The organism is Haemophilus parainfluenzae, assembly GCF_003253005.1.
GTDB classification, from domain to species: Bacteria; Pseudomonadota; Gammaproteobacteria; order Enterobacterales; family Pasteurellaceae; genus Haemophilus_D; species Haemophilus_D parainfluenzae_M.
In genome coordinates this window covers 1-21,813 of the sequence record NZ_QEPZ01000004.1, presented here as the reverse complement: position 1 = coordinate 21,813, position 21,813 = coordinate 1, and the positions used below count along the sequence as shown (strand labels likewise).

Sequence of the window (21,813 nt, the reverse complement as noted above, 5' to 3'; positions counted from 1 at the left end):
TTAATTTCTTAATTAATTATGTTTTAATGTACCGCACTAACATTAGTATTAAGGGTTAATCAATGTTCACAGGTCTTCTTATAGGGATTGCTTTTGGCATCCTACTTCAACGTACCCAATTTTGTTTTGTTTCTGGCTTTCGCCGTTTATTGTTCCAAAAAAATACTCGTTTTATAACGATGCTTCTCATTGCGGTAAGCATACAATCCATAGGATTATTTTGCCTTGCTGAATTCGAAATCATTAAAATTCCTCAAACAACACTCCCCATCATGGCCACAATAGTTGGCGGATTATTATTTGGGATCGGTATGGTATTAGGGAATTGCTGCGGGAGTGGTGCATGGTTTCGCTCCGCGGAAGGTGCATTAGGTAGTCTATTGGCCTTGGTTGCTTTTGCAATCACAATGGCTTCTGCTCAAACTGGTAGTCTGCATCAATTTATTAACCATTGGACCCAACAAACCACAGAATGGGATAACATCTATTTAACGCTTTCTATTTCTCCTTGGTGGCTAGTAGGATCGCTCGTATTGATCACTTGTGGATTATCTTTTCTTGGTAATAAATCGACTGATTCGGAAAACCTTTCTTTTTTTGACCGCACTTTTAAACGCCCTTGGAATCCTTACCTAGGCGGTTTGCTAATAGGATTACTCGGTGTTCTGGCTTGGTATCTTAGTGCTCAAACTGGACGAAACTATGGATATGGCATTGCTGTACCCTCTGCAAACGTCGTTCAATATTTAGTAATAGGACAACAACGTTATATCAATTGGGGAAGCTTATTTGTACTAGGTATTCCACTTGGCTCATTTTTAATGGCTAAAATAAGCGGCGATTTTTGTTTAAAAATGCCAGATCCGCAAGAAGCACTACGTCGTATTTTGGGTGGTATCATAATGGGATTAGGTGCAGCATTAGCAGGCGGTTGCACTGTTACCAATGCTTTAGTTGCTACAGCTTATTTTTCCTGGCAAGGTTGGATCGCAACGGGATGTATTCTAATTGGTTGCTGGTTTGCCAATAAATGGATTGTTAAAAAATAAAAGGAGAAAACAATATGAAATTTAACCGCACTTTATTAGGTTTAAGTCTTTCACTTGCACTTTTTGCTTGTCATGATAATCAAGTCAAAAATATTGAAACCAAAGCGCTATTGGATAATTTAAAAAATCCAAACTATGTCATTATTGACTCTCGTCAAGACAGTTATTACAACGGATTCAAAGATAAAAATGCAACACGTGGTGGACATATTCCTGGCGCAATTCAATTTTCTTGTTCTTGGCTAAATTGGATTGCACCAGACAAATTTGAATCTTTCGCAGCAGGAAAAGGGATCACAAAGGATAAAACCTTAGTTTTCTACGATACCAATCCTGATAATCTTGCTTGTATTAGTGCTGAATTCGCAAACAAAGGTTATAAAACACAAGTCTTCAATGATTTCCTAAGTTATGCCAATGCCGATTATCCATTAGAATCTTTCCCAAACTTCCAATATAGCGTATCGCCGGAATGGATTAATGCAGTAACCAAAGGTGAGAAACCTGAGACTTATAACAATGATAAATTCGCTATCTTTGAAGTCTCTTGGGGACCATTAGATAAATCCCAAGGCTATGTTCAGCATATTGTTGGTGCCTACCATTTTGATACAGATTGGATTGAGAATGGCCCAATTTGGAATTTATCATCACCTGATATGATTGAACAAAATTTGTTAAAAAATGGCATCACAGCTGATAAAACCATCATCTTATATTCTGATAATCAATTAGCGGCTTATCGTGTATTCTGGGCATTAAAATGGGCAGGTGTAAAAGATGTTCGCGTGCTAAATGGCAATCTTTCAACCTGGATGGATGCTAACTTACCAACAGAAACAACCGTGAATACACCAAAACCAGAATCCCATTTTGGCGCCTCTATCCCAGCAAATCCAAGCTTCGATATTGAAACACCAAAAGAGATTATCGATGCACAACAACATGGATTAAAACTCATTAGTAACCGAGCATGGGATGAATACATCGGTAAAGTCAGCGGTTATGATTACATTCCAGGAAAAGGCGAACCACAAGGTGCTATTTGGGGATTTGCTGGTACGGATTCTTCTAATATGGCTGATTATTATGATCCAGACAGTACATTACGTAATCCAAATGAAATTTTTGCATTATGGAAAACACAAGGTATCGAAAAAGGCGATAAACTCGCATTTTATTGTGGTACAGGTTGGCGAGCCGGTGTACCTTGGTTCATGACAAAATTAGCGGGTTGGGACCATACGGCTATTTATGATGGTGGCTGGAATCAGTGGCAAATGGATTCAATCTACCCTGTTCAAAAAGGTGCACCTAATAATATGACAAAACCGGATGCCAAAAATGATTTTGGTAAAGTAATGAAAAAAGGAAACTCTTGTAAAAGTTAATTTCACGCTTAATCATAAATGAAAGTGCGGTCAGAAAAACACACAAATTTCTGATCGCACTTTTTTATATCAAAAAAACATATTTTCTAGCTAAAAGTTATTGGCGCTACCTTCTTATTTTTTTAGAAAATACTGCTCTACTTAGTTTTAAAAGAAAGGAATATTTATGCTTTTAACCGGATTACTTTGCGGAATTTTACTCGGATTTGTGATGCAGCGTGGGCGCTTTTGTATTACTGGCGCATTTCGCGATATGTATGTCACCAAAAATAACAAAATGTTTGTAGCCCTTCTATTGGCGATTACCGTACAATCCATCGGTTTCTTTCTCTTAAAAGAAATCGGTGTATTAAATGTCGATCCGGCTGAAAATTTTGCCTTTTTAGCGGTGATTATCGGTGCCTTTGTGTTTGGTATCGGCATTGTTCTTGCTGGCGGTTGTGCGACAGGTACGTGGTACCGTGCTGCGGAAGGCTTAGTTGGTAGTTGGGTCGCGTTATTCACTTATATGCTATTAAGTGCCATCATGCGTACTGGTCCATTAGGTGAATTCAATAAATCTTTACGCAGTATTAATATTGAGCAACGCAATATTTACGATACATTTGGTATTTCACCTTGGTGGTTAGTCGCATTATTAACTTTAGTGACAGCTTTCTATGTATACAAACATCTCAGCAAACCAAGCGCAAAAGTCGCGGCATTAAAACCAAAGAAAACGGGACTTGCCCACTTATTATTTGAGAAACGCTGGCACCCATTTTTCTCAGCCGTGTTAATCGGATTAATCGCACTTGCCGCTTGGCCACTCAGTATCGCTACTGGCCGTGAGTTTGGACTTGGGATCACTGGTCCATCAGCTAATATCATGCAATTCCTTGTTACTGGCGACGGTAAATTTATTAACTGGGGCGTATTCTTAGTCTTAGGGATTTTTATTGGGTCATTCATCGGCGCTAAAGCAAGTAATGAATTTCGTGTTCGCGTACCGGATGCCACCACGATTCTACGCAGCGGACTCGGCGGTATTCTCATGGGCATCGGTGCAACCCTTGCGGGTGGCTGCTCCATCGGTAATGGCTTAGTCGAAACCGCCTTTTTCTCTTGGCAAGGTTGGATCTCATTGCCATTGATGATTCTCGGCACTTGGGTGGCCGCCTACTTTACCATTATCCGTCCACAACGTTTAAAATTAACAAAAGCATCATAAGGAGTTTATATGATCGTTAAATTACCAACACTCGGCCTTGTTTGCCCATTTCCTCTCGTTGAAGCAAAGGAAGCAATGGCTAAGTTAAATAAAGGCGATGGCCTAGAAATTGAATTCGACTGCACACAAGCCACTGAAGCCATTCCCGCTTGGGCGGCTGAAGAAGGTTATGAAGTGACAAACTTCGAACAAATTGATGATGCGAAATGGTCAATTACCGTAATTAAATAATAAAAAAGTGCGGTCAGAAAAACACACAAATTTCTGACCGCACTTCTGCTTTAACAAATCGAAATAATTAAATTAATTCTACCGGTACTTTCACCACCAGTTTTTTCACAAAACTTGATTTACCGTTTACGGTGCAACCTGGTTTATGTGGTTCATAAGGGAAGAAAACAGCGAACATTTTTGGTAAAAGTGTTACCGTGCTTTTATCTTCAATTTGCGGGGTGAGTTGGTAATCATCGGCATCACGATATTCATCGTATAAGCTGAGGTTTGGATAAGTTGCACTTACTTCAACATTTTCTTCACCACGAATAAGTAATTGAATATCTAGATATTTGTGGTGAAGTTCAGCTTGTTTGCTATCCGCTTCAACCGTATCAAATTCCATGACATTCATATAGACTTGCTCGCTTAAATCATGACGACCATTTTCTAATGCTTCAAGATCTAACGTGTTGAGATGATCGCAAATGTCCGCGATAACTTTTGGTAAACCCACTTTGAAATTTGGGTTATTTAATGCACTGATAATCATAGTGTCTCCTTACTTATGTATTTATATGAGAATATGATAACAAGTCGCTTATATTAAATAAAGTTACCAATAAATTTAAAACTCTGTATAATAAGCGAGCTTTATTTTCTGCATTAGCGTGCGGCTATCAAAAGAAATTTTAACCGCCTAAAGTGCGGTCATTTTTTCGAGAGATTTCTTTTGCTAGTCGCAATCTGGAAAATAAAGCTTTGTTTTAAATATTATTTTGAAGGAAAACATTGTGAATCCAATTGTTAAACAATTTAAATACGGTCAACATACCGTTACTCTAGAAACCGGCGCGATTGCACGTCAAGCAACTGCTGCGGTCATGGCAAGCATGGACGATACCACAGTATTCGTGACTGTTGTTGCTAAAAAAGATGTAAAAGAAGGCCAAGACTTCTTCCCATTAACCGTAAACTACCAAGAGCGTACTTATGCAGCGGGTAAAATCCCTGGTGGTTTCTTCAAACGTGAAGGCCGTCCATCTGAAGGCGAAACATTAATTGCACGTTTAATCGACCGTCCAATTCGCCCATTATTCCCAGAAGGTTTCTTCAACGAAATCCAAGTTGTGGCAACTGTGGTTTCCGTAAACCCACAAATTAGCCCAGACTTAGTGGCAATGATTGGTGCTTCTGCAGCATTAACCTTATCTGGCGTGCCTTTCAACGGCCCTATCGGTGCGGCGCGTGTTGGTTTTATTGACAACCAATTCGTATTAAACCCAACTATGACTGAACAAAAACAAAGCCGTTTAGACTTAGTGGTTGCAGGTACTGACAAAGCCGTATTAATGGTTGAATCTGAAGCTGATATCTTAACTGAAGAACAAATGTTAGCAGCGGTCGTATTCGGTCATCAACAACAACAAGTTGTGATTGAAGCGATCAAAGAATTCGCAAAAGAAGCAGGTAAACCACGTTGGGATTGGATTGCTCCAGAGCCAAACACAGATTTAATCAACAAAGTAAAAGCGATTGCTGAAGCACGTTTAGGTGATGCATACCGCATTACTGAAAAACAAGCTCGTTACGAACAAATCGATGCGATTAAAGCGGATGTGATTGCACAAATCACAGCAGAAGATGAAGAGATCAGCGAAGGTAAAATCGTGGATATTTTCACCGCACTTGAAAGCCAAATCGTTCGCGGCCGTATCATTGCAGGTGAACCACGTATTGATGGCCGTACCGTTGATACCGTTCGTGCATTAGATATTTGCACAGGTGTATTACCACGTACTCACGGTTCTGCAATTTTCACCCGTGGTGAAACACAAGCATTAGCCGTTGCAACGTTAGGTACTGAACGTGATGCACAAATCATTGATGAATTAACAGGTGAACGTCAAGATCACTTCTTATTCCACTACAACTTCCCGCCATATTCTGTAGGTGAAACCGGTATGATTGGCTCACCAAAACGTCGTGAAATCGGTCACGGTCGTTTAGCAAAACGTGGTGTAGCTGCTGTTATGCCAAGTCTTGCGGAATTCCCGTATGTCGTGCGTGTTGTATCTGAAATCACTGAATCTAACGGTTCTTCTTCTATGGCATCTGTATGTGGTGCGTCTTTAGCATTAATGGATGCGGGTGTTCCAATCAAAGCTGCTGTTGCAGGTATCGCAATGGGCTTAGTGAAAGAAGAAGAAAAATTTGTGGTTCTTTCAGATATCTTAGGTGATGAAGACCACTTAGGTGATATGGACTTTAAAGTGGCTGGTACACGTGAAGGTGTCACCGCACTTCAAATGGACATCAAAATTGAAGGTATCACCCCTGAAATTATGCAAATTGCATTAAACCAAGCGAAAGGTGCACGTATGCACATTCTTGGCGTAATGGAACAAGCAATCCCTGCACCACGTGCAGATATTTCTGACTACGCGCCGCGTATTCACACCATGAAAATTGATCCGAAGAAAATCAAAGATGTTATCGGTAAAGGTGGTGCAACTATCCGTGCATTAACTGAAGAAACCGGCACTTCTATTGATATCGATGATGATGGTACAGTGAAAATTGCTGCAGTAGATAGCAGTGCAGCGAAAAATGTGATGGCACGTATTGAAGAAATCGTTGCTGAAGTTGAAGCGGGCGCAATTTACAAAGGTAAAGTGACTCGTCTTGCTGACTTCGGTGCATTCGTCGCTATCGTTGGAAATAAAGAAGGTTTAGTTCATATTTCTCAAATTGCAGAAGAACGCGTAGAGAAAGTGAGTGATTATCTTCAAGTTGGTCAAGAAGTAACCGTTAAAGTGGTTGAAATCGATCGCCAAGGTCGTATCCGCTTAACCATGAAAGATCTTGCACCAAAACAAGAAACTGAAGCAGAATCTGTACCAGCAGAAGACATTTCAGAAGAACAAGAATAATCTCACAGGGTGTGTGAATTCAATTTGCACACCCGTTTTGATTATCAAACTAACTTATAAAACAATGCAGTATTTTCGGTTATTCCGTTTTCTAGTTTCGTTGTCTAGCCTAAGTGTGATTTTATTTATTTCCGGTTGTGTGCAATCGGGAAACGTGTTTGTCGCACCAAATAAAGTCGGGCTAGCGGATCAGAATCCGAATGCTCACTTCGAACAAGAAGTGATGATTACCCGAATCGGGCAGGTTTTATTAGTTGGAAAAATGAGTAATGAAGAACGAGCGAAGCTTCACTTTGAACGTGGCGTATTATACGATTCCCTAGGTTTATGGGGCCTCGCACGTTATGACTTTACACAAGCCCTTGCATTACAGCCAAAGATGGCTTCTGTTTACAATTATTTAGGGCTTTACTTACTGCTTGAAGAAGATTACGACAGTGCATTAGAAACCTTTAATGCTGTGTTTGAATTGGATCCAAGTTATGACTATACCCACCTTAATCGTGGTTTAAATTTTTATTACGTCGAACGCTATAATCTTGCTGAAGACGATTTGATGAAGTTTTATGAAGCCGATACCAAGGATCCTTATCGCGTACTCTGGCTCTATTTGAACGAACAAAAATTAAAACCACAAGAAGCCCATGCCAACCTTGTTGAACGAGCTAAAGGGCTATCTAAGGACTTCTGGGGAACAAATATCGTTCAATACTATTTAGGTAATATTTCCGTGAGTGACTTGCAAGAGCGGGCAACCAAATTTGCAGAAAACTCACAACAATATGCAGAAATATTAACCGAAACCTACTTTTATCTAGCAAAACAAAAACTCAATTTGGGGCAAATTGATGAGGCTGCGGCTTTATTCAAACTTGCTATTGCGAATCAGGTGTATAACTTTGTTGAGTATCGTTTTGCCGTGTTAGAGCTGATGAAATTGAAACCGGCTCAAACTGAAGACGAAAAAGAAGAAAAAAGTGCGGTCACAAAAACAGCTGTTTTTTAGACTTACCTCCTTCTTTTATAACAAATAAACCTGAAAGCTAAATTGAGCTTTCCTTACTTACATTCGAGTATTTTAATGACTGACAAAATCACTTTTAATGATTTAGGCTTGCCTGAATTCATTCTAAAAGCCGTTTCTGACCTTGGTTTTGAAACACCTTCGCCAATCCAACAAGCTTGTATTCCTGCTCTTCTAGAAGGCAGAGATGTACTTGGTATGGCACAAACCGGTAGTGGTAAAACTGCCGCATTCTCTTTACCTATTTTGGCAAAAATTGATCCAACCGCAAAACATCCACAATTATTGGTGATGGCGCCAACGCGTGAACTAGCAATTCAAGTTGCTGATGCTTGCGAACACTTCATGAAATATGCAAAAGGTATCAATATCGTAACCCTTTATGGTGGTCAGCGTTATGACATCCAATTACGTGCATTAAAACAAGGTGCACAAGTTGTTGTGGGGACACCGGGTCGTATTTTGGATCACATCCGTCGTAACACATTAAATCTATCTGAATTAAAAGCAATCGTACTTGATGAAGCAGATGAAATGCTTCGTATGGGCTTTATTGATGATGTAGAAACCGTTATGGCTGAATTACCAGAAGAGCACCAAACTGCGCTTTTCTCAGCAACTATGCCTGAGCCAATTCGTCGCATCACAAAACGCTTCATGAATAATCCACAAGAAGTGAAAATCAAAGTAAATAACGATAACGCGCCAGATATTGAACAAAATTGTTGGTATGTTCAAGGTTTCCGTAAAAATGATGCATTATTACGCTTCTTAGAAGTGGAAGAGTTTGATGCAGCCATCATTTTTACCCGCACTAAAACAGGCACGCTTGATGTGACTGAATTATTAGAAAAACACGGTTTCCGTGCTGCAGCATTAAACGGTGATATGACCCAACAATTACGTGAGCAAACCTTAGATCGCTTACGTAATGGTAGCCTTGATATCGTCGTTGCAACTGATGTTGCTGCGCGTGGTATCGATATTGAAAGAATCAGTCTTGTGGTGAACTATGACATCCCGCTTGATGCAGAGTCTTACGTCCACCGTATCGGTCGAACCGGTCGTGCAGGTCGTTCTGGTCGTGCATTGTTATTCGTTGAACCACGTGAACGCCGTTTACTTCGTAATATCGAACACTTGATGAAAAAACCAATCAATGAAGTTGAATTGCCAAATCATGAAGTGTTACAAGCCTGTCGTCGCAAAAAATTCCAAGACAAGATTACCAAGCAATTGGAACATCACGATCTCGAAATGTATCGTAGCTTATTAGAAGATTTATTCACGGCAGATCAGGATCAAGAAGATATTGCCGCGGCGATGTTGATGTTGCTTCAAGGTAAACAAAAACTCATTCTTCCACCTGATCCACCAATGGATAAACGTCGTCGTGACCGTAATGATCGCGGTGATCGACGCGAAAACCCACGTTCAGCTGAACGTCGTGGTGAGCGTAAAGGCTATGGCAACCAACAACCTATGGATTTATATCGTATCGAAATCGGTCGTGCAGATGGTGTAGAAGTCCGTCATATTGTAGGCGCTATCGCAAATGAAGGTGATATTAACAGCCATTACATTGGTCATATCAAACTTTATGATGACTACTCTACCGTTGAATTACCACAAGGCATGCCAAAAGAATTGCTTCAACAATTCGGTAAAACTCGCGTTTTAAACAAACAAATGCAAATGAGCTTTATGGGCGCGACACAATCAGACAGCGGACGTGGTGGTAACGATTTTGGCGGAAAAGGCCGTCGCGATGGTCGTCGTAATGAGCGTGGAGAGCGTGGTCAAGATCGCTTCCGTGGAGAGCGTAATGGTGAACGTCGTCAGCGTAAATTTAACGATAAAAACGACCGCACTTTTAATGAACGTGGTCGCCGAGATCGCCAACGTTAATCCTTATTTAACAGCCCCTTGAAGTAAAAGGGGCTTTTTTATTGTCTTAATTCTCGTTACAATCGTCTCTTATCTCAATTTATAAGGTTTATCTATTGAAAGGTCTATTTTTACGTATTATTGCTGCTTTTGCATTATTACTTTGGGCAGTGGATATGGTGTTCCCTTGGCAAAAAATTATGCAATCGGAGCAAAACCCTTACACTGCGATCAAAAATCGCGGTAGCCTTATTGTCGGCACCATTAACAATCCCATTTACTATTTTATTGGGAATGAAGGTGAGTCAGGCTTGGAATACGAATTAGCAAAAAACTTTGCTGATTATTTAGGGGTTCGCTTACAAATTAAAACCTTAGAAAATAACGATCAACTTTTTAACGAATTAGAGAACAACAATATTGATATTGCTGCTGCGAATCTTTTGTTCCAGCCTCAACGTGCAGAAAAATTTCAGTTAGGGCCATCTTATACTTCTGCCTCTTGGCAGCTTGTGTATAAAAAAGGTGAAAATCGTCCGAAAGATTTGGCTCAAGTACAGCAAGAAATTATCATTTCTGCGGGAGAAGACTTAGAAAAATTATTATCCCAAGCACAGAAAAAACTCCCTGCACTCAAATGGCAGAATAACAAGCACTTGACCCAAGAAGAATTATTGATTCAAGTAGCGGAAGGAAAAATTCCTTATACCATTGCAAATAGTATTGATGTGGCTGCGGCACAACAAATTCGCCCTAACTTAGCGATTGCATTTGACCTAACGGATGAAATGACCGTGCATTGGTATCTTTCCAATAAATCCTATAATGAGCTACAAGCAGGCTTGTTGGATTTTATGAATAATGCCATTGAAACAGGATTAATTGATCGCATTGTGGAAAAATACTTCCGTCATATTACCGCCTTTGATTATGTGGATACTCAGGCTTATTTAGAGTCAGTTGAAAAAATTCTGCCTCAATATCAACCGCTCTTTGAAAAATACAAAGGGAATTTAGACTGGCGATTATTAGCTGCTGTAGCCTATCAAGAATCACATTGGGACCCTTATGCCACCTCTCCAACCGGCGTTCGTGGGATGATGATGTTAACAAAAGATACCGCTACACGTATGAATATTAATAACCGCACGGATGCAGAACAAAGCATTAAGGCTGGCTCGGAATATTTGCATTGGCTACTCAACCAAATGCCAGACAGCATTCCTGAAGAAGATCGAATTTGGTATTCTTTAGCCGCATACAATATGGGATTAGGGCATATTTTAGATGCACGTCGCTTAACCAAAAAATTAGGGGGGAACCCTGATAACTGGCTGGATGTGAAAAATAATCTGCTATTATTATCGGAAAAACGCCATTATTCGAACTTAAAATACGGCTATGCTCGCGGTTATGAAGCTTATCAATATGTCGAGAATATCCGCCGTTATATGAACAGTATTGTGAATTATCATCGCGTTCAAGAAAACCAAGCAACTGCAACAGAATAAGTGCGGTCAGAAAAAACAACATTTTTATTGAATAGAAAGAAAATAAGGAGAAAAAGATGTTAAAAAGAAAAACCTTCTTAAAGAAAAAAGCATCAAGAGATATTTCAGCTTCACGTAACCTGCGTTTAAGACGCTTAAAACACCGTAAAGCAAAACAGTTCCAACGCCATGCGTTACAATTAGTGATTCAAGACATCTAAAAAAGGGCGAACATTATGTTCGCCCTTTTATTCACTCATTATTCTTTATTTTTCAAAAGAATCTTTCAAACGTTCGTCTGCTCGATGGGATTCACCTTTATGTTGAAGTTTATTTAATTGACGTTCTAATTTTTCTTCGACTTCATTGATCGCTTTATACATATCATCAGCGGTTGCTGTCGCAAGTAGATTACCTAATGGGGTTCCAATTGAAGCCTCTACAGAAAAGCCGTTTGGTACTTTACTTAAAACAAAGTGTGGGCTAATCAGTTGAGTGTGCCATTTCTCTAATTTTGCAAGTCTTCCCTCCACATGTTCACGGATTGCAGGGGTGATTTCCATTTGTTTGCTTGTGATATTGAGTGTCATAGCATTTACCTCTTTTGCTTAAATGAACCCTTCGGTTCCGTTCATCTTTAATAACAACATATAGACCTTAAACCACTTTTTCAAGTGCTTTTAGGTAAATAAAAAAACAAATGTTCAAAAATATGATCGGGATCTAATTTCTGCAAAAATATGATTTTCTTTCTGTGTAAACTTGTTATGATGTAAAGCTGTAAACAACAAAGGGAAGCATTCAGCTTCCCTTTTCTTTTTACGAGATGAATTAGGCTAATTCATCTTGATCATGGTGCGTCGCTTTTAAACGTTCAAAGTAATCCTTAGTTTCTGAAATAATCTCTTTATGCAAACCAATTAATGCTATCAAGTTCGGGAAGGCCATTAAACCGTTCACAATATCCGCTAAAATCCAAATTAAATCTAAGGTAAGGAATGAACCCGCCCCGACCAAAACAATAAACATGAAACGATAAAATTTAATACCACGGATACCAACTAAGTAAAGGAAGCAACGCTCACCATAGTAACACCAGCCTAAAATTGTGGTGAAAGCAAAGAATAATAATCCAACCGTCACAATGGTTGCACCGATTGATGTACCTAAACCTTGAGCAAAAGCATAGTTAGTCACACTTGCACCCGAAAGCTCTGGGTTACTCCATGCTCCCGTAATCACAAGCACTAAGCCTGTCATGGTACATACGATGATTGTATCTAAAAATGTCCCTGTCATCGAAATTAAACCTTGGCGAACAGGCTCTTTCGTTTGTGCCGCTGCTGCTGCAATAGGTGCACTCCCTAAACCAGATTCATTTGAGAAAATACCGCGCGCCACACCCGATTGAATCGCTTTCATAACGGTAAAACCAACTGCACCGCCTAAAGCCGCTTGTGGGTTAAACGCACTGTGAATAATTAATGCAATTGCAGCAGGCAATTTGTCGTAATTAACGATTAAGATAATAATTGAGGTCGCTACATAGCCAATTGCCATAAAAGGCACTATAACGGAAGAAGCTGTCGCAATACGTCTTACACCACCGAGAATAATCATCGCGACCAGCACCGTCACCACTGTTGCTGTAATAATAACGGGTACATTGAATGTGTCTTGCATTGCATGCGTAATTGCATTTATTTGAGGGAAGGTACCAATACCGAAAAAGGCCACCAAGACTCCAAAGAGCGCGAATAATTTGGCTAGCCATTTAATACCAAGGCCACGTTCGATGTAATACATTGGTCCACCCGCCATAAAACCGTATTTATCTCGCACACGATATTTCACGGCAAGTAAACATTCAGCGTATTTAGTTGCCATACCTAATAATGCAACTAGCCACATCCAAAAAATCGCGCCAGGTCCACCTGCTTGTACTGCGGTCGCTACACCCACGATATTCCCTGTTCCGATGGTCGCCGCTAATGCCGTACAAAGTGCGGCAAAAGAAGATACATCCCCCTTGCCTTTATTCGCACCACGAGCAAATAAATAGCCCAATGCACGAGGCAAATAACGAATTTGTAAGAAACCTAAACGAAGGGTGAGATAAAGTCCAGTTCCGGACAATAGAATGAGTAGGGGCGGTCCCCATATAAAGCTGCTAATAGCAGATAAGGTTGTCTGTAATGACATTGATGATTCCTCGTCGTTTAAAATACAAATAAACTCGACAAGGAGACAAGAAGAATCCCGATAGAAATATTTTTGATAATACCGATTGTCTTTTGCCCCTGTCCTTTTGCCTGAGCGTTTGGAAAACAATCGAAAAATCGACCGCTCTTTTGCGCCTTCGGCGTCCATTTACATCAATAAAATGCAATGGATCTCTCCAAGGGTTCGTCCAGTAACAGTCCCTGCAACCTTGCGATTGCGCCTGAAAGATTTTACCTCGTCGGCGTAGGGGCAATTCCCTACTCTCCAGCTACCTTCTTCCGAACTCACTTTTTACGTTTTATTCTTATTGCAAAAAGCACTGCAAATTTTAACAAACTTAAAAAGCTAACTCAATGGATTGACGAAAAAAGGCTTAGATAACAGGGTGAAAGCAGATAAAAACAAAGTGCGGTCAAAAATTTTCTTATTTTTGACCGCACTTCTCTCAGCAATAAAATTAGTGCTCTTTACATGACCATTGAGTTACATTCATCTTAATAACCACTATTTTGTTTAACTCATTCTCACTAAACTGCCAATCATTTTTCTGTGTATAGTGTTCCATTAAATATTGTAAAGCATCAATCTTCTCATCTTTATCTTCAATAATGAATAAATTCCCTTTTCCAATAATGCTCTGATATAAAAAAGAATAATCACAGGCAATTTCTGCTTTTACAATTTCATGTTTACGGTCCATTTCAAAACCAGCTAATTTATTCTTTTTAATCAGTTCAATCTTTTTCCCTTTAACAAATCCATGGAAATAAAGAGTAAGTTCTTCATTATCTGCCTTAAAACCAAAATTTAATGGAACAATATAAACACTTTCATCATCTTGTAATCCTAAACGGCAAATATCACACTGATTCATAATTTCTAACATCTGATGATAATCAGTGATCGCCCTATCCTTACGTCTAATCTTAGAACATTCCATATTATACTCCCCCTACTTATTAAATAAAAAAGGCAGATAAACATCTGCCTTCAATTCTAAGGATTATAAAATCTCTTTTGCTTTTGCCACCACGTTATCCACGGTGAAACCAAAGAGTTTGAATAATTGATCTGCTGGTGCTGATTCGCCGAAGCTATTCATACCTACTACGCGACCTTCAAAGCCTACGTATTTATACCAGAAGTCCGCAATACCCGCTTCAATCGCAACACGTTTGGTTACAGCAGCAGGTAATACGCTTTCACGGTACGCCACATCTTGTTTATCGAAACGGTTAGTGCTTGGCATAGAAACGACACGTACTTTTTTACCTTCGGCAGCCAATACATCTGCGGCTTTCACTGCTAACTCCACTTCTGAACCTGTCGCAATGAAGATTAACTCAGGTGTGCCATCACAGTCTTTTAACACATAAGCACCACGTTTAACTGCATCTAATTGTGCAGAAGTGCGGTCCATTTGTGCTAAGTTTTGACGGGTAAAAATTAATGCACTCGGACCATCTTTACGCTCAACTGCTTGTTGCCATGCAATAGCTGACTCTACTTGGTCACATGGACGCCATGTTTCAAGATTTGGAATTAAGCGTAATGATGCGGTTTGCTCAACAGGTTGGTGAGTTGGACCATCTTCGCCTAAACCAATCGAGTCATGAGTATAAACGAATAAAGAACGTTGTTTCATTAATGCCGCCATACGCACCGCATTGTGAGCATATTCGTAGAACATTAAGAAGGTTGCGCCGTAAGGAATGAAACCACCGTGTAATGCAATACCATTCATGATTGCTGACATACCGAACTCACGCACACCATAGTTAAGGTAGTTACCGCCTACGTTTTCGTGTGCACGAATTGGTTTTGAACCACTCCATAACGTTAAGTTAGAGCTTGCTAAGTCTGCAGAACCACCTAAGAATTCAGGTAACACATGAGCGTAGGCTTCGATTGCATTTTGTGATGCTTTACGGCTTGCAATGCTCGCTGGGTTCGCTTGTAATTTTTCAATGAACGCTTTGGCTTCAGTCGCCCAGTTTGCTGGTAATTCACCGTTTACACGACGTGTGAATTCTGCCGCAAGTTCAGGATATGCTTTTGCATAAGCGGCAAATTTTTCTTCCCAAGATTTTTCTGCTGCAGCGCCTTTTTCTTTTGCAGACCATTCAGCATAGTACTCAGCTGGAATTTCAAATGGGCCATACTCCCAGCCAAGTGCTTTACGGGTTAATGCGATTTCTTCATCACCTAATGGTGCACCATGGCAATCATGAGAACCAGATTTATTTGGTGAACCAAAGCCGATGATGGTTTTACAAATAATTAACGTTGGTTTTTCTTTTTCTGCTTGAGCAAGAATGGTTGCGGCACGAATTTGTTCTGCATCGTGACCATCTACATTACGAATTACTTGCCAGCCATAAGCTTCAAAACGTGCTGCAGTATCATCGCTGAACCAACCATCAACATGACCATCAATCGAAATGTTGTTGTCATCGTAGAATGCGATTAATTTACCTAAGCCTAATGTGCCTGCTAAAGAGCAAGCTTCATGGGAAATCCCTTCCATTAAACAGCCATCGCCTAAGAACACATAAGTGTGGTGATCGACAATTTCATGGCCTTCACGGTTAAATTGGCCTGCTAAGGTTTTCTCAGCAATCGCCATACCCACTGCATTAGTGATACCTTGGCCTAACGGACCCGTCGTAGTTTCAACACCTGGTGCATAACCGTATTCTGGATGGCCTGGGGTTTTAGAATGTAATTGACGGAATTGTTTTAAATCATCGATAGAAAGATCGTAGCCTGTTAAATGTAATAAGCTATAAATCAACATTGAACCGTGGCCGTTAGAAAGCACAAAACGGTCGCGATCAGCCCATTTAGGATTGTTTGGATTGTGTTTTAAGAAATCGCGCCATAATACTTCAGCGATATCCGCCATTCCCATTGGTGCACCTGGGTGGCCTGATTTTGCTTTTTGTACTGCATCCATTGATAGCGCACGAATTGCGTTGGCGAGTTGTCTACGAGTTGCCATGTTTTTCTCCTATCTAAATAATTCCGAGTATTCTAACCTATTTACTGATTGACTTGAGCAATATCTGCAATTTTATTTACCTTGATCAAATTCTACGACGACGTTGATGAAAACGCTGACTACTCGATTTACCTTGTAAATTAACTACCGTTTTAGTTTCCACTGGTTTTCGATATGTTCGACGATAATGACTTAAAAAATAATGAATGGAACTGGCGAATAAAGCGCCTAATAAAAAGACCACCACAATTTCACCATATAAACGATGGAAGACTTGATTAATTTTGCTCTGCGTCGTTTGAGCATATTGCGCGTCAAATGTCACCCGCAAAAAGCCACGAACGGCATTATTGGAAGCAGAGTAAATGGGCTCAACAATTTGCTGTGTTGAAAATTCACCTTCATTTTTATGTTCTAGACCAAGTTGCTCACGAAGATTGCCAGTATTGGTACTTTGTGCTAATTCCTTGCCGTTATAATCATAAATGGTCGCATCGAGCACAAAGTTTTCTTTGACTAAATTATCTAGATTTTCGACAAGTTGATCGGATTTCGCATTATTAGTTAATAAAACCGAAAATAAATTTGCCTGCTGACGAACCAAAATATGCGACAAATTTGCCACTTGATTCACACTTGAAAGCTGAGAACCAATCTTAAATTGTTTCACACCAAACAAAATCACGGCCATGGCACCGATACAAAGCAGCACGATGAGCCCAAACATCAGTGATTTTTGAAGTTTTTCTTTAATTAATTGCACGTTGTTTTCCATTTTTTCGCCAAGATCGGCTAGAATAGATGAGTATTCACAATTTACAGGATTTTCTATGCAAATTCAAAACCTTGCAAGCATTACTCAAAAATATCCCCAATTCCCCACCGCACTTTCGTCTGATTTACCTCATTCTGATGAAACATATGCGTTTATTTTATACGGTACAACCCTGAATTTAGCCAAATTACTCGAATTCCAACAAAAGTGCGGTCAATCTTTCCAGTGTTTTGATGCATGGAACGTTGAAAAAAATACCGTTGTCCTTTTAAAAGGCAAATGGCTAGCCGATTTTATTGCCCATGCTCACGACCTGCAATTAGACATCGCCAGACTGGATTTTGATGCAAAACTATCAAAAAAAGGTTTATTGGTGATGGATATGGACTCTACTGCCATTCAAATTGAATGTATCGATGAAATTGCCAAACTGGCTGGCACAGGTGAATTAGTTTCTGCCATTACTGAAAGTGCCATGCGTGGTGAGCTAGACTTTGAACAAAGTTTGCGTCGTCGTGTGGGTACGCTTAAAGGCGCGCCAGAAAGCATTTTGCAACAAGTACGTGAAAAATTGCCTTTAATGCCCGGCTTAATTGAAACCATTAAGACATTACAACAACATGGTTGGAAAACAGCCATTGCTTCTGGTGGCTTTACCTATTTCGCCGATTATTTAAAAAGTTTATTAAACTTAGACTTTGCGGCTTCCAATCAATTTGAAATTATTAATGGCACGCTTACCGGCAATGTAAAAGGTAGCGTGGTCGATGCACAATACAAAGCGAATACCTTGCAAAAACTCGCTGAAGAATTCAATATTCCTCGCAAACACACCATCGCCATTGGTGATGGAGCCAATGATTTGGCGATGATGAATATTGCCGGATTAGGCGTGGCATTTCATGCCAAACCGAAGGTGCAACAACAATCGCAAATTGTGGTAAACTTTGCTGACTTAACCGCACTTTTATGTCTTTTAAGTGCAAATGATCGAATTTAATTGATTTTGGGAGAAAATTTATGCCATCTTTTGACATCGTATCTGAAATTACTATGCACGAAGTGCGTAATGCGGTTGAAAATGCAAACCGCGTATTAAGTACACGTTATGATTTCCGTGGCGTGGAAGCGGTTATTGAATTAAATGAAAAAAGCGAAACTGTAAAAGTGACGACCGAATCTGATTTCCAATTAGAGCAATTAATTGAAATCTTAATTGGTGCGTTTGTAAAACGTGGTATTGAGCATAGCTCGTTGGATATTCCAACAGAAAGTGAACACCACGGTAAACTTTACACCAAAGAAATCAAATTAAAACAGGGAATTGAAACGGAGATGGCGAAGAAAATCACTAAATTAGTGAAAGATTCAAAAATCAAAGTTCAAACTCAAATTCAAGGTGAACAAGTGCGCGTAACTGGTAAATCTCGTGACGATTTACAAGCCGTTATTCAATTGGTGAAAGGCGCTGAATTAGGCCAACCATTCCAATTTAATAACTTCAGAGATTAAGAAAACGAAAGTGATCTGCACCCCAAAATCTGAACACCTACTTTGAAGTGCAGATCACTTTTTATTTACGCTAATTAAGCTAATCTCGCTTTTGCTTCTGCAATCGCTTCTGCTACTCGAAGTGGTGAAACCCCACCTTTCGCACAACGTTTATCTAAACAAGATTGCAAAGAAAGAATGTCATATACATCATCCCCTACCACATCACTGAATTGACGGAATTCTGGAATGGTTAAGTCTTCCAAGGCTTTTCCTTTTTCAATAGCATAAACCACGGTTTCACCGACAATATGATGAGAATCACGGAATGGCACACCTTTTGCCACAAGGTAATCCGCTAGCTCTGTTGCATTTGAGTAACCTTTTAAAGCCGCTTCGCGTGTACGGTCGGTATTCACTTTTAATTCATCTAATACAAACGTCGCCATATCTACGCAATCTTGCCAGGTATCTAATGCATCAAAGATCCCTTCTTTGTCTTCTTGCATATCTTTGTTATACGCTAACGGTAAACCTTTTAAGGTCGTCAACATACCGGTTAATGCCCCCATGACACGGCCCGCTTTACCACGAATCAATTCACAAGCGTCTGGATTTTTCTTTTGCGGCATTAAAGACGAGCCTGAAGTCACACGATCTGACAACTCCACAAAATTCGCTTCCCCACTGTTGAAAATAATCATATCTTCTGCGAAACGAGAAAGGTGTGCCATACTTAAAGATGCCGTTGAAAGCAATTCCACAATATGATCACGATCAGAGACGCTATCCAAACTATTACGCGTCGCAAAGGCAAAACCAAGATCAGTGGCTAATTGTTCACGATCGACTGCATAGGCTGTTCCTGCAAGTGCACCACTGCCTAATGGGCAGCTATTCATGCGTTTATAAGCATCGGTAAGACGTGAATAATCACGCTCAAACATCTCTACATAAGCCATACACCAATGGGCAAAAGTGATTGGTTGTGCACGTTGTAAATGGGTATAACCTGGCATCACCGCATCTTGCGTATTTTCAGCAGTTTGTACCAAGTGACGTTGAAGATTACGAACTGACTCTTGCAACTCGACTACACGCTGTTTACACCACATTTTAATATCAAGTGCAACTTGGTCATTACGGCTACGACCCGTGTGTAATTTTTTACCTAAATTACCCACTTTATCGATAAGCTTACTTTCCACCCAGCTATGAATATCTTCTGCATCATCCTGCAAAATCGCTTGTGGATTTGACCGCACTTCGATTAATAATTCATTTAGGGCAACTTCTAGCTGTTGTTGCTCTTCAGCACTTAATACACCAACATTGACTAAAGCCTTAGACCAGCCAATGGAGCCTTCAATATCTTGCTCTGCCAAGCGATAATCAAAACGCAGGCTATCATTAAAATCTTTAAAACGTTTGTCTGCCGCTTGTGTAAAACGACCACCCCAAAGAGCCATAAGTTATCCTTATCTTGATTATAAAAATGATTAATTATTCAATTATTACGCATAATTAATCAATATGCAATAATAATCTCTATATCGTCCGCTATTTTACCCTGTTTTTTCTAACAAAAACTAGACAGTACTGCATTTTAGTGGTAATTTACGCAGCATTCTTAAGGGCATTGCCCACCATTCAAACAATTCAGTGTTATCAACTCTTATTAGTTCCAACATTATTAATTATGCATCTTACAGAACTTAAAAACACGCCTGTTTCTGATCTTGTGAAACTTGGCGAAGAACAAATGGGTTTAGAAAATCTTGCCCGTTTACGTAAACAAGATATTGTTTTTGCTATTTTGAAACAGCACGCCAAGAGCGGTGAAGACATTTTTGGCGGCGGCGTATTGGAGATTTTACCCGATGGTTTCGGTTTCTTACGCTCCGCAGACAGTTCCTACCTTGCTGGTCCTGATGACATCTACGTTTCTCCAAGTCAAATTCGTCGCTTCAATCTACAAACTGGTGATAAAATCGAAGGCAAAATCCGTCCACCAAAAGAGGGAGAACGCTATTTTGCACTTTTAAAAGTCGACCAAGTTAACGATGACAAACCAGAAGTCTCTCGTAGCAAAATCCTTTTCGAAAACTTAACCCCATTACACGCAAATTCTCGTTTAAGAATGGAACGTGGTAATGGCTCAACCGAAGATTTAACCGCACGTATTTTAGATTTAGCCTCTCCGATTGGTAAAGGTCAGCGTGGCCTTATCGTGGCTCCGCCAAAGGCGGGGAAAACCATGTTGCTACAAAATATTGCACAAAGCATCACGCACAACTACCCTGAATGTGAACTTATTGTACTTTTAATCGATGAGCGCCCAGAAGAAGTAACGGAAATGCAACGTTCAGTAAAAGGTGAAGTGATTGCCTCTACCTTTGATGAACCAGCGGCTCGTCACGTTCAAGTTGCAGAAATGGTTATCGAGAAAGCAAAACGTTCTGTTGAGCACAAAAAAGATGTGGTGATTCTACTCGACTCCATCACGCGTTTAGCTCGTGCTTACAATACCGTTACGCCTGCATCCGGTAAAATTCTTTCCGGTGGTGTGGATGCAAATGCTTTGCATCGTCCAAAACGTTTCTTTGGTGCTGCACGTAACGTAGAAGAAGGCGGTAGTTTAACCATTATTGCAACCGCACTTGTTGATACCGGTTCAAAAATGGATGAGGTTATCTTTGAAGAATTTAAAGGTACTGGTAACATGGAATTACATCTTTCTCGCAAAATTGCAGAAAAACGTGTATTCCCTGCGATTGACTTCAACCGTTCTGGTACACGTAAAGAAGACTTACTTACCACACCAGATGAATTACAAAAAATGTGGATTCTACGCAAAATTCTTAACCCAATGGGTGAAGTGGAAGCGATGGAATTCCTCATTGACAAACTTATGGTGGCAAAAACCAACGATGAGTTTTTTGAAATTATGAAGCGGTCTTAATTTTGACCGCACTTAAAAACAAAAAAGGCTTGGAAAACCAAGCCTTTTTCTTTGCGAAATTATTCGCCCAAACGCTCTTTAATACGAGCAGATTTACCTGAACGTTCACGTAAGTAGTAAAGTTTAGCTTTACGTACTGCACCTTTACGTTTAACAGCGATAGA

The 21,813-nt window shown here is 40.0% G+C and carries 20 protein-coding genes and 1 riboswitch; of the genes, 12 read left to right on the top strand and 8 right to left on the bottom strand.

Going from position 1 to position 21,813, the window contains the following annotated elements:
* Positions 1-62: 62 nt before the first annotated feature.
* The 4 genes from DPV97_RS05750 to DPV97_RS05735 all read left to right on the top strand — a co-directional run bounded on the left by DPV97_RS05750 (position 63) and on the right by DPV97_RS05735 (position 3,881).
* Positions 63-1,049, top strand: coding sequence for a YeeE/YedE family protein (locus DPV97_RS05750; RefSeq protein ID WP_070713009.1), 987 nt, complete (start codon positions 63-65; stop codon positions 1,047-1,049).
* Between the two features lie 14 nt (positions 1,050-1,063).
* Positions 1,064-2,440, top strand: a complete 1,377-nt coding sequence (locus DPV97_RS05745; protein WP_070713008.1) for a rhodanese-like domain-containing protein — start codon at positions 1,064-1,066, stop codon at positions 2,438-2,440.
* Positions 2,441-2,606: 166 nt separating this feature from the next.
* Complete coding sequence (locus DPV97_RS05740; RefSeq protein WP_070713006.1) at positions 2,607-3,650, top strand: YeeE/YedE family protein; 1,044 nt, start codon at positions 2,607-2,609, stop codon at positions 3,648-3,650.
* 9 nt (positions 3,651-3,659) lie between these two features.
* Positions 3,660-3,881: a sulfurtransferase TusA family protein gene (locus DPV97_RS05735; RefSeq protein ID WP_005631077.1), complete on the top strand. Its 222-nt coding sequence runs from the start codon at positions 3,660-3,662 to the stop codon at positions 3,879-3,881.
* A 67-nt stretch (positions 3,882-3,948) separates the two neighbouring features.
* Here DPV97_RS05735 and nanQ read toward each other — a convergent pair whose 3' ends face one another.
* The gene (gene nanQ, locus DPV97_RS05730) at positions 3,949-4,416 is read right to left on the bottom strand and encodes an N-acetylneuraminate anomerase (RefSeq protein ID WP_014064125.1); all 468 of its coding nucleotides are present in this window, start codon (positions 4,414-4,416) and stop codon (positions 3,949-3,951) included.
* Positions 4,417-4,657: 241 nt separating this feature from the next.
* Here nanQ and pnp point away from each other — a divergent pair, with 241 nt between their 5' ends.
* From pnp to DPV97_RS09580, 5 genes are all read left to right on the top strand, one after another.
* Complete coding sequence (gene pnp, locus DPV97_RS05725; protein WP_070713004.1) at positions 4,658-6,796, top strand: polyribonucleotide nucleotidyltransferase; 2,139 nt, start codon at positions 4,658-4,660, stop codon at positions 6,794-6,796.
* A gap of 64 nt (positions 6,797-6,860) precedes the next feature.
* On the top strand, positions 6,861-7,802 hold the full coding sequence (gene nlpI, locus DPV97_RS05720; protein WP_049362394.1) for a lipoprotein NlpI: 942 nt from the start codon (positions 6,861-6,863) through the stop codon (positions 7,800-7,802).
* A 75-nt stretch (positions 7,803-7,877) separates the two neighbouring features.
* Positions 7,878-9,728: a DEAD/DEAH box helicase gene (locus DPV97_RS05715; RefSeq protein WP_070713001.1), complete on the top strand. Its 1,851-nt coding sequence runs from the start codon at positions 7,878-7,880 to the stop codon at positions 9,726-9,728.
* 95 nt (positions 9,729-9,823) lie between these two features.
* On the top strand, positions 9,824-11,218 hold the full coding sequence (gene mltF, locus DPV97_RS05710) for a membrane-bound lytic murein transglycosylase MltF (RefSeq protein ID WP_070712999.1): 1,395 nt from the start codon (positions 9,824-9,826) through the stop codon (positions 11,216-11,218).
* 56 nt (positions 11,219-11,274) lie between these two features.
* Positions 11,275-11,418 (top strand): hypothetical protein, encoded by a 144-nt coding sequence (locus DPV97_RS09580; RefSeq protein WP_005697833.1) that lies wholly within the window; start codon positions 11,275-11,277, stop codon positions 11,416-11,418.
* A 45-nt stretch (positions 11,419-11,463) separates the two neighbouring features.
* On the opposite strand, the gene hpf is transcribed toward DPV97_RS09580, so the two are convergent.
* The 5 genes from hpf to DPV97_RS05685 form a co-directional block, all read right to left on the bottom strand.
* Positions 11,464-11,787: a ribosome hibernation-promoting factor, HPF/YfiA family gene (gene hpf, locus DPV97_RS05705; protein WP_070712997.1), complete on the bottom strand. Its 324-nt coding sequence runs from the start codon at positions 11,785-11,787 to the stop codon at positions 11,464-11,466.
* A gap of 241 nt (positions 11,788-12,028) precedes the next feature.
* The gene (locus tag DPV97_RS05700) at positions 12,029-13,399 is read right to left on the bottom strand and encodes an alanine/glycine:cation symporter family protein (protein ID WP_070712996.1); all 1,371 of its coding nucleotides are present in this window, start codon (positions 13,397-13,399) and stop codon (positions 12,029-12,031) included.
* 88 nt (positions 13,400-13,487) lie between these two features.
* Positions 13,488-13,609, bottom strand: a riboswitch (glycine riboswitch).
* 268 nt (positions 13,610-13,877) lie between these two features.
* Positions 13,878-14,360 carry a pyridoxamine 5'-phosphate oxidase family protein gene (locus tag DPV97_RS05695; RefSeq protein WP_070712993.1) on the bottom strand — a complete coding sequence of 161 codons (483 nt, stop codon included), beginning with the start codon at positions 14,358-14,360 and terminating at the stop codon, positions 13,878-13,880.
* 63 nt (positions 14,361-14,423) lie between these two features.
* Positions 14,424-16,421: a transketolase gene (gene tkt, locus DPV97_RS05690; RefSeq protein ID WP_070712992.1), complete on the bottom strand. Its 1,998-nt coding sequence runs from the start codon at positions 16,419-16,421 to the stop codon at positions 14,424-14,426.
* Between the two features lie 85 nt (positions 16,422-16,506).
* The gene (locus DPV97_RS05685; protein ID WP_075875828.1) at positions 16,507-17,184 is read right to left on the bottom strand and encodes a YtjB family periplasmic protein; all 678 of its coding nucleotides are present in this window, start codon (positions 17,182-17,184) and stop codon (positions 16,507-16,509) included.
* Between the two features lie 67 nt (positions 17,185-17,251).
* Between DPV97_RS05685 and serB the strand changes: the two genes are divergently transcribed.
* Together serB and DPV97_RS05675 are read left to right on the top strand one after the other, a co-directional pair.
* Positions 17,252-18,196, top strand: a complete 945-nt coding sequence (serB, locus tag DPV97_RS05680) for a phosphoserine phosphatase (RefSeq protein WP_070712988.1) — start codon at positions 17,252-17,254, stop codon at positions 18,194-18,196.
* Between the two features lie 20 nt (positions 18,197-18,216).
* Positions 18,217-18,708, top strand: a complete 492-nt coding sequence (locus DPV97_RS05675) for a YajQ family cyclic di-GMP-binding protein (protein WP_005695407.1) — start codon at positions 18,217-18,219, stop codon at positions 18,706-18,708.
* A 74-nt stretch (positions 18,709-18,782) separates the two neighbouring features.
* On the opposite strand, the gene argH is transcribed toward DPV97_RS05675, so the two are convergent.
* Positions 18,783-20,156: an argininosuccinate lyase gene (gene argH, locus DPV97_RS05670; RefSeq protein ID WP_070712986.1), complete on the bottom strand. Its 1,374-nt coding sequence runs from the start codon at positions 20,154-20,156 to the stop codon at positions 18,783-18,785.
* A 230-nt stretch (positions 20,157-20,386) separates the two neighbouring features.
* On the opposite strand from argH, the gene rho reads away from it, so the two are divergent.
* Complete coding sequence (rho, locus tag DPV97_RS05665; protein ID WP_005695393.1) at positions 20,387-21,649, top strand: transcription termination factor Rho; 1,263 nt, start codon at positions 20,387-20,389, stop codon at positions 21,647-21,649.
* A 59-nt stretch (positions 21,650-21,708) separates the two neighbouring features.
* Here the strand turns inward: rho and DPV97_RS05660 are convergent.
* Positions 21,709-21,813 (bottom strand): 50S ribosomal protein L19 (locus DPV97_RS05660; protein WP_114989575.1); only part of this gene is annotated, 105 nt, incomplete at its 5' end.

What these genes read in the sequence shown, in the direction of transcription:
- DPV97_RS05750 (WP_070713009.1), top strand. Translation starts at nt 63, where the DNA reads ATGTTCACAGGTCTTCTTATAGGGATTGCTTTTGGCATCCTACTTCAA.
- DPV97_RS05745 (WP_070713008.1), top strand. Translation starts at nt 1,064, where the DNA reads ATGAAATTTAACCGCACTTTATTAGGTTTAAGTCTTTCACTTGCACTT.
- DPV97_RS05740 (WP_070713006.1), top strand. Translation starts at nt 2,607, where the DNA reads ATGCTTTTAACCGGATTACTTTGCGGAATTTTACTCGGATTTGTGATG.
- DPV97_RS05735 (WP_005631077.1), top strand. Translation starts at nt 3,660, where the DNA reads ATGATCGTTAAATTACCAACACTCGGCCTTGTTTGCCCATTTCCTCTC.
- nanQ (WP_014064125.1), bottom strand. Translation starts at nt 4,416, where the DNA reads ATGATTATCAGTGCATTAAATAACCCAAATTTCAAAGTGGGTTTACCA.
- nlpI (WP_049362394.1), top strand. Translation starts at nt 6,861, where the DNA reads ATGCAGTATTTTCGGTTATTCCGTTTTCTAGTTTCGTTGTCTAGCCTA.
- DPV97_RS05715 (WP_070713001.1), top strand. Translation starts at nt 7,878, where the DNA reads ATGACTGACAAAATCACTTTTAATGATTTAGGCTTGCCTGAATTCATT.
- DPV97_RS09580 (WP_005697833.1), top strand. Translation starts at nt 11,275, where the DNA reads ATGTTAAAAAGAAAAACCTTCTTAAAGAAAAAAGCATCAAGAGATATT.
- hpf (WP_070712997.1), bottom strand. Translation starts at nt 11,787, where the DNA reads ATGACACTCAATATCACAAGCAAACAAATGGAAATCACCCCTGCAATC.
- DPV97_RS05700 (WP_070712996.1), bottom strand. Translation starts at nt 13,399, where the DNA reads ATGTCATTACAGACAACCTTATCTGCTATTAGCAGCTTTATATGGGGA.
- DPV97_RS05695 (WP_070712993.1), bottom strand. Translation starts at nt 14,360, where the DNA reads ATGGAATGTTCTAAGATTAGACGTAAGGATAGGGCGATCACTGATTAT.
- tkt (WP_070712992.1), bottom strand. Translation starts at nt 16,421, where the DNA reads ATGGCAACTCGTAGACAACTCGCCAACGCAATTCGTGCGCTATCAATG.
- serB (WP_070712988.1), top strand. Translation starts at nt 17,252, where the DNA reads ATGCAAATTCAAAACCTTGCAAGCATTACTCAAAAATATCCCCAATTC.
- DPV97_RS05675 (WP_005695407.1), top strand. Translation starts at nt 18,217, where the DNA reads ATGCCATCTTTTGACATCGTATCTGAAATTACTATGCACGAAGTGCGT.
- argH (WP_070712986.1), bottom strand. Translation starts at nt 20,156, where the DNA reads ATGGCTCTTTGGGGTGGTCGTTTTACACAAGCGGCAGACAAACGTTTT.
- rho (WP_005695393.1), top strand. Translation starts at nt 20,387, where the DNA reads ATGCATCTTACAGAACTTAAAAACACGCCTGTTTCTGATCTTGTGAAA.